The organism is Arthrobacter sp. KNU40, from assembly GCF_051515115.1.
Lineage (GTDB): Bacteria > Actinomycetota > Actinomycetes > Actinomycetales > Micrococcaceae > Arthrobacter.
The window spans coordinates 1,382,785-1,394,356 of the sequence record NZ_CP195850.1 but is presented as its reverse complement, the minus strand read 5'-3'; the positions used below and the strand labels follow the sequence as shown (position 1 = coordinate 1,394,356).

The following is an 11,572-nucleotide window of genomic DNA, read 5'->3' as shown; positions in this document are numbered from 1 at the left end:
CGATCAGGTAAACGAATCAGACGCCAAAAATCCCCGCCCTCTACTGGGGACGGGGATTTTTGAGCAACGGTGCAATGGGTCTTCAGGTCATAAAGCACCCACGGCATCAACGTCAAGGAAGAGGAATAGCCATGGCAAAGCCCGAATTTGAGTTCACCCCTACGGAATCGGTGGACTTCACACCCTGCAACCCGCATATCGAGGGCCTGTCCGAGGCCATCCTGGCGCGGGATTCAGACAATGACTGCGTCACGCGCATCCTGAAGTTCGAGCCGGGCACTGACACCTCCCCCAACGGCGTTCTGACCCACGAATTCTGGGAAGAGGTCTTCATCTTCGAAGGCTCGTTTGTGGACAAACGGCTCGGCCGGACCTTCAAAGCCGGCGACTGGGCGACCCGTCCTCCGGGTATGGAACACGGTCCGTGGGTCTCCGAGAACGGGGCCAAGATGTTCGAAGTCCGGTACTACACGGAGCGGAGCCACTGACAAGAGCCTGGCCCCCACGAACGGGCTGGGTACGAAAAAGCCCCGCCGGCACGCGGCTGACGGAGATTCGGACTCAAAGATCCTCCGACTGTGCTTGACCCAGTCACCCTTCGATTATTGGTCCGGAATGCTCCGGTACTACGACTTGGTTTACGCTCTCCTTGCGGCTGCCGCCCTGTGATCCGTTCAGCTCCAAGACGAATGTGTCTACCGACACCGACCTTGCTGTGTGATTCCTGTCCGGCGGCGAAAATGCAAAGGCACGGCAGTGGGACGAGATCCGTTGGCGTCAGCCAAGCCGTGGCTCGGTTCGCCGGACCGTTCGCGCCAGCCAGGCCGTGACTTGGTCAGCCGGCATCGGCTTACTCCAGAGATAGCCCTGGGCATGGTGGACGCCGAGACGTCGAAGTTCGGCGAGTTGCTTGGGGGTTTCAACTCCTTCGGCGATCACGACCAGGTCGAGGGTCCGTGCCATGCCCAGGATGAGTTCGATGATGGAGGCCCTTTGCGGGTCCGTGCCGAGTACTTCAACAAAGGACCGGTCGATCTTCAGGGTCCGGGCGGACATCCACTGAATGTAGCCCAATGAGGAGTAACCTGTGCCGAAGTCATCGATGGAAAGCCCGACACCGAGATCGTGCAGCCGGTGGAGGGTCTCAGATGGCAGCTCCGGTTGCTCCATCAACACGGTTTCGGTGATTTCCAGGTTGACCGCCGCTGGATCGATGCCCGCCGCTAGGGCCGCCGCGTGCACGATGTCCGGGAAGTCGGGGGTCACGAGCTGGCGGGCGGAAATGTTCACCGCGGCCCAGAGGTTCCCGGCTCCCGGAACACTGGAGCGCCACCGCTGGACCTGGGCCAGTGCTTCGTTGAGCACCCAGGTTCCGATTGGAACGATGAGGCCTGTCTCCTCGGCAATGGGGATGAACGTGTCCGGCATGATCAGTCCGTGTTCACGATGACGCCAGCGCAAGAGGGCCTCAAACCCGACCGTTTGTTCCGTGTCCAGTTCAATGATGGGTTGGTATTCCAGGAACAGTTCATCCCGTTCCAAAGCCACGCGCAGGTCGGATTGCAGGTCCAGGCGCCCGGCTGCCTGCCCGGTTGTACGGGAGTCATAGACCACTGAGCCGTCTCCACCGGCGGCCTTTGCTTCATACATGGCCGTGTCCGCGCCGTGAAGCAACGATTCCGCAGTATCTCCCGGTCCCGAGACCGCGATCCCGACGCTGACGTTGAGGAAGATCCTTCGTCCGTCAATATTGAACGGCTGGCGGGTCGCCATCCTGATGCGTTCCGCAGCAGCGGCGGCGTCGCGGATACCCAGGTTCTCGCAGACAATGACGAATTCGTCGCCACCGAATCGGCCCACGGTATCGCCCGAGCGGACGGCAGTCTGGAGCCGCTCGCCGAGCAGGATCAAGAGAGCGTCCCCGGCAGTGTGCCCGATGCCGTCATTGACTAGCTTGAACCGGTCGACGTCAACGAACATCACCACCACCCGCCGGGACGCCCGCGCCAAGAAGCCCTGGAGGACGTCGATGAGCAGATATCTGTTCGGCAGGCCTGTCAACGCGTCGTGGCGGGCCTGCCATTCAAGAACCTGTTCGGCGTCTTTACGGTCAGTGATGTCCATGACCGTCGCCAGGAAGCGCAACGGTGCCCCGTTATTGGCGTCATGGGTCATTCTTCCCTGGGACTGCATCCACCGAAGCTCGCCGTCGGCCCTAATGATCCGGAACTCGTACTCAACACGCTTCGTGCCTGAATCAAGCGCCCGCCGCGCCGCCTGGATTAGCTCCAGGTCCTCGGGGTGGACCAGGGCCAGAGACTGTTTTCGTGAGACCAGTTCACCCGGGGCCAGTCCGTAGATCCGGGCATATTCATCTGAGTGCGACCACCGATTCGAAACGATGTCGTGTTCGACGATGCCCATGTGAACCATTTCCTGGGCCGCTACGAGACGTTCAAGCTCGGCAGCGGCCACCTGCAGACGTTTCAGCTCAGTGATGTCCCGGGTGATTTCCGTCGACACTGCCACCGCCGCGACCGACATGGCAGCTATGCCTCGGACCGGACTGACCGTGGCATACACCGTGAACCCACGTCCCATTCGGTGCTGCATCCAGAACTCACCTGCCCAGCCTTGGCCCGCGGCGATCCCGTCCGTGATCTCCCGCAGGGTCACCGCCTGCACCTGTAAGTCCAGGCCGGCGATGATCCCAAGCTCGCTGATTTTACGACCAAGGACCTCCGTGGACCCGAAACCGTAGAGCCGTTCGGAGGCATGGTTCCAATAGGTCACCCGCCACGTGTTGTCGAGTCCGATCACCGACTGTTGGATTTCCTCCAGCAACAGCGCCTGCATCACCAGATCATCATGCTTTACTACAGGCATTGTCCCCGTCCCCGCCACCATCCGGCGCCGCCAGTAACTACCGGAAGGTCGTAAGCGTCAACCTACAGCCGACTGAGGGGCTTCGCGTTCATTTCCAGAGACCTGGGCCGCGGCGCGGCGGTTTCGGCTGCGCTGACCGTGCGCGGCTTCAGGGCAATAAGGGGTGAGACCCAAGTAGGCCTGAAACCTGCCACGTTCGTCACTGGAGCATGCTTTTCGAAGCTAATCCACTATCCCTTCGCTGATCTGCTGGGCCACGGACTGCCGGACACGAAAAATCCCCGCCAGCACGCGGCTGACGGGGATTCCGACTCAAAGCTCCTCCGACTGGACTTGAACCAGTAACCCTTCGATTAACAGTCGAATGCTCTGCCAATTGAGCTACGGAGGAATGAAGCGTGTACAAGCCTAACAAAGGGCCGCCGGGAAACGAAATCGGCGCAGGAAAGGCTTCAGTTATCCATGCGGAGGGCGCGGCGCTGCATTTCCAGCTGCATGAGTTCCCGGTTGAGGCGTTGGAACTCTTCCGGCTGGGCCGAGGCATCCAGTCGCTGCAATTGGCCCATCTTGTCCGCCTTGACCCTGGTGATCTGCAGTTCGAAAAGCCGGGCCAGGATGTCGCGGCAATAACGCTGCAGCGCTTCGGGAGTGCTGGCGGGCAGCGGAACGACTGCAAGCTCGGAGACCAGGCCTTGGAGCGGCTCCGGGACTTCCCGGCGAATCCCTTCCACCCAAGCCACAGGGTCACCCGCGTGGGCCAGCCCGGCGGCCCGGACGGCAGTGTGCACGGCTGAGTAGGCAGGGGTGACGAAGTGGCAGGCTTCAAACCGTTCCCATGCGCCACCGATGAGCGCAGCTTCGCCACCCAGGACGGCGGGGTTCTGGATGACCACTTCGAGGGCCTGCCGCTCCATGGCGGCAATGGGATCCCTCGGATCCGGGCGCATGAAGGCGATGGGAGCGTCCGACGGCGGTGCTGCCGCCGGCTGGCCGGCCTGGCCCGGCGTTGTGCCTTGCCCGGCACCCGTGGCTCCTGCGGTGCTCGCAGCCCCCGCAGTACCCGGCGCGCCGGAAGCAGCGCGTTTGGCAGCCAAACCCACAGCCCGGCTGACTTCCTCAATGGGCATGCCGAGCCAGCCTGCCAGCTCGCGGACATATGCTGGGCGGATGCCCGAATCACGGATCTGCGCAACCACCGGGGCCGATTCCCGCAGGGCTGAGACACGGCCTTCCACGGTGTCCAGGTTGTGGCGTTTGAGGGACGCCCGGATCGCGAATTCGAACAGCGGGCGGCGGGTGGCGATCAAGTCCCGGACAGCTGCATCCCCCTTCAGTTGGCGCAAGTCACAGGGGTCTGCTCCGCTCGGTTCCACGGCCACGTACGTCTGCGCGACGAAACGCTGGTCCTCCTCGAAGGCGCGCAATGCCGCTTTCTGGCCGGCGGCGTCGCCGTCGAAAGTGAAGATGACCTCTCCCCCGGTACCGTCGTCGGACAGCAAGCGGCGGGCGATCTTGATGTGGTCTGTACCGAAAGCCGTACCGCATGTGGCCACAGCGGTACCGACTCCGGCAAGGTGGCAGGCCATGACGTCCGTGTACCCCTCCACCACCACCAGTTGCCGGTCTTTGGCGATGCTCCGCTTGGCGAGGTCGATGCCGTAGAGGACCTGGGACTTCTTGTAGAGCACAGTCTCCGGAGTGTTCAGGTATTTCGGGCCTTGGTCGTCCTCGTACAGCTTCCGGGCGCCGAATCCGATCGTGTCGCCGGCGATGTCCCGGATGGGCCAGATGAGCCGGCCTCGGAAGCGGTCGTAGATGCCCCTGTTTCCTTCGGAAAACATCCCCGTCAGCTTCAATTCGGCATCCGTGAACCCGCGTCCGCGCAGGTGTTTCAGGAGCGAGTCCCAACCCTGCGGCGCGTAGCCGACGCCGAACTGCTCGGCTGCGGTCCGATCGAAACCGCGGCCATGGAGGAAGTTGCGGCCCTCGGCGGCACCTGCCGTGAGCAGCTGGGCGCGGAAGAATTCGTCGGCGATCTTGTGGGCATCCAGCAGCCGTTGGCGCTTGCCGACCTCTTCGCGGTTGGGACCCGTGCCTCCGTCTTCATAACGCAGCTCGTAGCCGATCCGGGCCGCGAGCTTTTCCACGGCTTCGTGGAAGGAGCTGTGGTCCATCTTCTGGACGAAGGAGATCGCATCGCCGTCTTCACCGCAGCCGAAGCAATGGTACCGGCCTACTTGGGGACGGACAGTGAACGACGGCGAGCGCTCGTCGTGGAAGGGACAGAGGCCCTTGAAAGTGCCCAGGCCCGCGCCTTTGAGGGTGACGTAGCCGTCCACCACTTCCTTGATATCGGTGCGCTGGCGTACTTCGTCGATATCTTCACGTTTGATCAGGCCAGCCACGTCACCATCCTAGTCGCTTCGCGCGGGCGGTCCTTGAGCGGGCCAACAACTCGAGGCGGCCTACCAGAGCGACGGCAGGCTGCCCACAAGACGTTCGTACATCGCCAGCGCCGATGCGTCCGTCAGGGACGCCACCTGGTCGATGACGACGCGAAGCCGGGCGCCGTCGTCGGGGGCGTCCCGCCAGTCCGCGGCGAACATCGGTTCCAGGTGCCGGTCTCCGCTCGCGTTGAGTACGCCCACCAACGCGTGCAGGACTTCGCGCTGCCGCTCATAGACGGGCTGCCGATGGTCGGTGGAGATCACGAACGTGGTGGCAAGGCCCTTCATGGCGGCGATCTCCGTGACGGTTTCCTCCGCGACCATGAGTTCGGCGCCGTAGCGCGTGAGGTGGTCCGGGCCGAAGCGGGCACGCGTGGTCTCAAGGGCACTCTGGCAGAACCGGCCGATCAGCTGGCTGGTCATGTCCTTCAGCGCCGCCATCGACTTGCGGCTGCCATCGGCCTCGCGGACCCACACGCTCGTGGCTTCGAGGCGGGCCAGAGCGGCATCGATTTCGGCGGGATCGTTGTGGGGCAGGTACCACTGCTTGGTGTACCCCACCACTCGGGCCCGGTGATCGGGATTGTCCAGCCACTTGAGCTGGAAGTGGCCGGCAACGATGGCATCCTCAACGTCGTGGACGGAGTAGGAGATATCGTCAGCCAGGTCCATCACCTGGGCCTCGATGCAGGAGCGGTTGCCCGGCGCGCCGTCCCGAAGCCACGTAAAAACGGGCAGATCGTCTTCATAAGCACCGAATTTGCTGCTCCGCTGTCCGTGGATGACGGGCGCGTCGATGGCGGACCACGGGTATTTGGACGCTGCGTCAAGGCTCGCGCGGGTCAGGTTCAGGCCCGCGGGCCGGCCGTCGGCAGCAAGGACCTTCGGTTCAAGGCGGGTGAGCAGGCGCAGGGTCTGGGCGTTGCCTTCGAAGCCGCCGATTCCGTGGGCTACCTCGTTGAGCGCGGATTCCCCGTTGTGGCCGAAAGGCGGGTGGCCGAGGTCGTGGCTCAGGCACGCCGTGTCCACAACATCCGGATCGCAACCGAGAGCGCGGCCCAACTCGCGGCCCACCTGGGCCACTTCAAGGCTGTGCGTCAGGCGGGTACGGACGAAGTCGTCGGTGTCCGGTGCCACCACTTGGGTTTTGGCCCCGAGCCGCCGGAGGGCTGACGAATGCAACACCCGTGCCCGGTCCCTCTCGAAGTCCGAGCGGTAGGTATTCTTCCGGGGTTCCTGGACCCAGCGTGCCGAGTCGGCTTCCACATAGCCTGGAATGCCCGTTGCGTTTTCGGCCGGGCGTGCTGCAGACATCGCTTCAGTTCCCATGGGTATCTGCCTCCTCCGCTTGCCGTTCACCGGCGTCTTTTCAGCCGGTGCCTATGCAGCCAGTTTTCCATGACTCTGGCCGTGCGCGTGCACGCGGCGGCCCCGGCAGCGGTTTAGCCGCCTGAGACGTCGAGTTCGGCTGCGGCGATATCGCGCGTCTGATCCGCGTCCATCTGCCGGCTGAGCAGCCAGTCCTTTGGCAAGGCCGGCTTCTTCGGGGAACCCGCCCGTCCACGTGGGCCCTCCGAGTCGATGCCCGGGTACGGCAGGTCCATGTCCAGTTGGTCCAGGAGCTCGCGCAGGACCTCGAGGGTTGGCACGGTAGCCAGTTTGGCGCGCAGTTCGCCACCCACGACGTAGCCCTTGAAGTACCAGGCCATGTGCTTGCGGATCTCTCGCAGCGCCTTGTACTCGTCGTTGCCGAAGGTTTCGATCATGAGCTCGGCGTGCCGGTAGACGCCGTCGGCTACCTCGCGCAGGCCGGGACGGTGGCGCTCATCGCTTCCCTCAAACGCTGCCTGGAGGTCACCGAAAAGCCACGGGCGGCCTTGGCAGCCACGGCCCACCACGACGCCGTCAATCCCGGTTTCACGTACCATGCGGACTGCGTCTTCTGCGGACCAGATATCGCCGTTGCCCAGGACGGGAATGTCGGGGAGGGCCTCGCGCAGCCGTGCGATCGCGGACCAGTCGGCCTGGCCGGAGTAGAACTGCGCGGCCGTGCGGCCGTGGAGCGCGACGGCGGCTACGCCGGAATCGCGGGCGATGCGGCCGGCGTCGAGGTACGTGAGGTGGTCCTCGTCAATGCCCTTGCGCATCTTGATGGTGAGCGGGATATCGCCCTTGGAGGCTTCCTTGACGGCGGTCTGGACGATCGAGGTGAAGAGGTCGATCTTCCACGGGAGGGCGGATCCGCCGCCGCGCCGGGTGACCTTGGGCACGGGACAGCCGAAGTTGAGGTCGATGTGGTCCGCCCGGTCTTCCTCGACGAGCATGCGTACGGCCTGGCCCACGGTGACAGGGTCCACGCCGTACAGCTGTACGGAACGGACCTTTTCGTCGTCGTCGTGGGAGATGATGCGCAACGATTCCGGCGTGCGCTCCACCAGGGCACGGGAGGTCACCATCTCCGCGACATACAGGCCGCCGCCGTATTCACGGCACAGCCGGCGGAAGGCCGAGTTCGTGATCCCGGCCATCGGGGCAAGGACCACGGGGGTGTCCACGGTGATCCGGCCGAGCTGCAGCGGGGGCAGTTCGAGCTTGGGCGAAGGGGGCGTTGCTACTACAGTCACCCGTCCATTGTCTCAAAGCGGGGCAAATCGGCTGACCGGCCGAAGACGTGGGTCCGGGCCGACTGCTCGGCCCGGAACGCAGCCCCCGGCCCGCACCCACCTAGTCGGACCGCTAGAGCAGCCAGCCGTTGTCTTCGGCGATGCGCACGGCCTCGGCGCGGGTCCGGCCGCCGGTCTTGGCCATCGCGGCGGACAGGTAGTTCCGCACGGTCCCTTCGGAAAGCATCGCCGACTTCGCAATATCGGCAACCGTTCCACCGTCGGACGCCGCCTTGAGCACCTCGCCCTCGCGCTCGGTCAGCGGGCTGTCTCCCGCGGTCAATGATTCCGCCGCGAGCACGGGGTCCACCACCCTAAGCCCGCGATGGACGCGGCGCACGGCCTCGGCCAATTGCCGCGCGGGCGTGTCCTTGACGACGAATCCGGAGGCACCGGCCTGCATGGCGCGCTTGAGGTAGCCGGGCCGTCCGAAGGTGGTCACCATGAGGACCCGGCACGACGGCGCGGCCCGCCGCACGGCCGCAGCCGCGCTGATGCCGTCCAGGCCAGGCATCTCGACGTCAAGCATTGCCACGTCGGCGGAGTGCTCGACGACGGCGGCCGCCACCCCGGTCCCGTCGCCCAGTTCCGCGACCACCTCGATGTCCGGCTCCAGTCCCAGCAAAGCCGCGAGTGCTCCGCGCACGAGCGCCTGATCGTCTGCGATCACCAATCGGATGCTCATACCTCCACCGCCAATCTGAACCCTCCCAGGTCACTCGGGCCAATGCTGACGGTTCCCCCGGCGGCACCCACGCGTTCGCGGATCCCGGCCAGTCCGTTCCCGGGGCGGCCCCCGGAGGCCGGGCCGACGCCGTCGTCCTCCACCAGGACGCTCGACGCCGTCAACCGGACGCGGCAGCGCGCGGCCCCGGAGTGCCGCACCACGTTGGTGACACCTTCGCGCAGCACCCAGCCGAAGAGCTCCCTGTGCCGCGCCGGAACCTGTTCCACGGTTCCCGGCAGTTCGGCGTCGATCCCGGCCGATTCCAAGGCCGTCCGGGCGACGGCGAGCTCCGCAAGGACGTTGATTCCGCGATAACCGGCCACTGTGGCCCGGACGTCGGCGAGCGCACCTCGGGCCAAGTCCTGCACCGCCGAGATCTCGGCTGCCGCACGGTCGCGGCCAAGGTAGTCGCCGGGGACGGTGTCCAGCATCCGGCCGGCCAATTCGGCCTTCACGGCGATCACCGTCAGGGAGTGCCCCAAGATGTCGTGCATGTCCCTGGCCACGCGGCTGCGCTCTGCTGCGACGGCTGCGTCGGCCAGTTCAGTCTGCGCTTCGCGGAGCCGTGCGGTCTGCCGGATCAGCCGCGCGAAGGCGGACATCATGAGGCCAAGGGACAAGATGATCCCCGCCTGCAGCAGGGCCTGCTCCCCGTTGCCCGTCACCAGCTGGGTGGTGAAGGAGACGAGGGCCAAAGCGACGATGAGGAAGAAATCCGTGCGCGGCGGAAGGGATGTCATGGCGATGGCGCAGGCGAGGAACGTCCAGGTCCACAAGGCTTCCCTTCCGATGATGAGGATCATCAGCCCGTTCAGCGCCAGCAGGATGCAGACGGACACGATGCCCGCCGGGACGCCCAGGCTCCAACTGATCTGGGGCAGGAAGACGTAGGCCGCGAAGAACACGATCAAGGACGCCGACGCCGCCATTTTCCAGGCGAGCGGCTCGTCCACGGACCACACGATGTTCCACGTCGGCCAGGCCCAGAGCAGGATGGAGAGTCCCGCACCGATGAACCAGCCCCGTGGCCCGGGACCGCGGAACATCGTCATGGTGCCCACCCTAGCGGCCTGTTCAGACACGTTTCGTGTCGCGGCGGAAGGCCATGGCAGCCCCGGCCACGAAGATCACGAGCCAGATGAGCACGTTGAGGATCCACGCCCAGTCGAACTCTCCGGTGATGGGGCTCCGGGCCAATTGCCCGATCCCGTATGCGGGCGTGAACTTGGCGATGTTCCCGAAGGTCTCCCCCATGATCTCGATCGGCATGAACAGTCCACCGAGCATGGCAAGGATGGCCAGGGCCGGGCCGAGGATCTGCATGACGTTCTGGCTCGGCATGAGGTATCCGACGAACAAGCCAAGTGCCGCGAAGACCAGGGAGCCGAGCCAAGCGACAAGCCCCGCTGTCAGCCAGGTCTGGGCATCCATGGTGACACCGGCCAGGGCACCGATGGCGAATTGGGCCACGACGGCTACGAGGGACAGCGTCAGCGCGGCCATTGCTTTCACCGCGATGTACGCACCGGGCAGGAGGGGGGTGAGGCGAAGCTGGCGGCTCCAGCCTTGGGCACGTTCCACTGCCACTTGGCTACCGGCGCCCGTAGCAGCGGTCATCGCGGCATAGACCGTGAGGCTGATGAGGATGTACTGGCCGTAGCTGTGTCCGTTGGGCAGGAGCTTGTCCTTGTTGGACAAGCCGAAAATGAAGAAGAAGATGGCCGGCATGAATACCGTGAAAATGATGGTCCGACGGTTCCGGAGCATCCGCTTGATCTCGATCCAGAGGAATGTGCGGTTGACCCCGCCGGTGGACGGCTTCCGTTCCTGGACGACTGTTGCCGTGCTCATATGAGGTCTCCTTCAAAAGTGATGCTCGTGGATTCCGGTACGGCATCGTCTCCGGTGAGGGCCACGAAGGCCTCCTCGAGGTTGTTGGCCGCCACTTCGACGTCGTGGGCGCCCGTGCTATTGAGCAGGTACCGCACGACGGCGTCCGAGTCGCCAGTGCGGACGGTGAGGCGGCCGCCGTCGTAATCCATGCTCTCCACAGGCGGCATCCCGGCCAGCAGTCCGCGCTCTGTTGCCGGAAGCGAAGCCTTGACGGTGCGGCCGGAGGCTAGGTTCTTGATCTGGGCGGCGGTGCCGTCCGCCACGATGCTGCCTTGCCGGACCAGGACAATCCTGTCCGCGTAGGCGTCTGCTTCTTCGAGGTAATGCGTGGCGAAGATGACGGTCCGTCCGCGCTGGGCGTCGGTCCTGATGGCGTTCCAGAAGTCGCGTCGTCCCGCGACATCCATGCCGGTAGCGGGCTCGTCCAGGATCAGCAATCCGGGATCGGAGACGAGGGCCATGGCGAAGCGCAGCCGTTGCTGCTGGCCACCTGAGCACTTTTCCACCTTGCGGTCGGCGATCTCCAGGATGCCCGCCCGCGCCAGGACTTCGTCCACGGGCCGGGAGGAGTCGAACATGGCGGCGTTGAGCTGCACGGTCTCGCGCACGGTGATGTCCCGCAGCAAGCCGCCGGTCTGCATCACCGCTGCCACCTGGCCACGGGCGATGGCTCCCCGGGGAGTGTGGCCGAAGATGGAAACGCTTCCCTGGTCCGGGGCGCTCAATCCGAGGATCATGTCGATGGTGGTGGTCTTGCCCGCCCCGTTGGGACCGAGGAACGCCACCACCTCCCCCGGCTGGACGGTCAGGTCCAGGCCGCGGACGGCACGGACCTTCCCGAAGCTCTTGTGCAGTCCGGCGGCGTGGACTGCCGGCACACTCGCTGTTGTCATGACTCTCCTTGGCTTTGGTTTACTCCACTACCCATCAAAGCCGAGATCCGCGTCCGGTGCCCG

9 protein-coding genes and 1 tRNA gene are annotated in these 11,572 nt (G+C 64.9%); 1 reads left to right on the top strand and 9 read right to left on the bottom strand.

What is annotated here, in order from left to right; translation table 11 throughout:
* Positions 1 to 131: 131 nt before the first annotated feature.
* On the top strand, positions 132 to 488 hold the full coding sequence (locus ACSKT0_RS06535) for a cupin domain-containing protein (protein ID WP_437773035.1): 357 nt from the start codon (positions 132 to 134) through the stop codon (positions 486 to 488).
* A 289-nt stretch (positions 489 to 777) separates the two neighbouring features.
* Here ACSKT0_RS06535 and ACSKT0_RS06530 read toward each other — a convergent pair whose 3' ends face one another.
* The 9 genes from ACSKT0_RS06530 to ACSKT0_RS06490 form a co-directional block, all read right to left on the bottom strand.
* Positions 778 to 2,886 (bottom strand): sensor domain-containing protein, encoded by a 2,109-nt coding sequence (locus ACSKT0_RS06530; protein WP_437773034.1) that lies wholly within the window; start codon positions 2,884 to 2,886, stop codon positions 778 to 780.
* Between the two features lie 318 nt (positions 2,887 to 3,204).
* Positions 3,205 to 3,277, bottom strand: a tRNA-Asn gene (locus ACSKT0_RS06525).
* A 61-nt stretch (positions 3,278 to 3,338) separates the two neighbouring features.
* Positions 3,339 to 5,291 carry a DNA primase gene (dnaG, locus tag ACSKT0_RS06520; RefSeq protein ID WP_437773033.1) on the bottom strand — a complete coding sequence of 651 codons (1,953 nt, stop codon included), beginning with the start codon at positions 5,289 to 5,291 and terminating at the stop codon, positions 3,339 to 3,341.
* Positions 5,292 to 5,351: 60 nt separating this feature from the next.
* Positions 5,352 to 6,662: a deoxyguanosinetriphosphate triphosphohydrolase gene (locus tag ACSKT0_RS06515; protein WP_437773032.1), complete on the bottom strand. Its 1,311-nt coding sequence runs from the start codon at positions 6,660 to 6,662 to the stop codon at positions 5,352 to 5,354.
* Positions 6,663 to 6,775: 113 nt separating this feature from the next.
* The gene (dusB, locus tag ACSKT0_RS06510; protein ID WP_437773031.1) at positions 6,776 to 7,957 is read right to left on the bottom strand and encodes a tRNA dihydrouridine synthase DusB; all 1,182 of its coding nucleotides are present in this window, start codon (positions 7,955 to 7,957) and stop codon (positions 6,776 to 6,778) included.
* Between the two features lie 112 nt (positions 7,958 to 8,069).
* A complete protein-coding gene (locus ACSKT0_RS06505; RefSeq protein ID WP_437773030.1) occupies positions 8,070 to 8,681 on the bottom strand; it encodes a response regulator transcription factor in 612 nt (203 codons plus the stop codon).
* On the bottom strand, positions 8,678 to 9,775 hold the full coding sequence (locus ACSKT0_RS06500) for a sensor histidine kinase (protein ID WP_437773029.1): 1,098 nt from the start codon (positions 9,773 to 9,775) through the stop codon (positions 8,678 to 8,680). The genes ACSKT0_RS06505 and ACSKT0_RS06500 overlap by 4 nt, the downstream gene beginning before the upstream one ends.
* A gap of 22 nt (positions 9,776 to 9,797) precedes the next feature.
* Positions 9,798 to 10,574, bottom strand: coding sequence for an ABC transporter permease (locus tag ACSKT0_RS06495; RefSeq protein ID WP_437773028.1), 777 nt, complete (start codon positions 10,572 to 10,574; stop codon positions 9,798 to 9,800).
* Entirely contained in the window at positions 10,571 to 11,509 is a 939-nt protein-coding gene (locus tag ACSKT0_RS06490) for an ABC transporter ATP-binding protein (RefSeq protein WP_437773027.1), read from the bottom strand. Before ACSKT0_RS06490 ends, ACSKT0_RS06495 begins: the two co-directional genes overlap by 4 nt.
* Positions 11,510 to 11,572 lie beyond the last annotated feature (63 nt).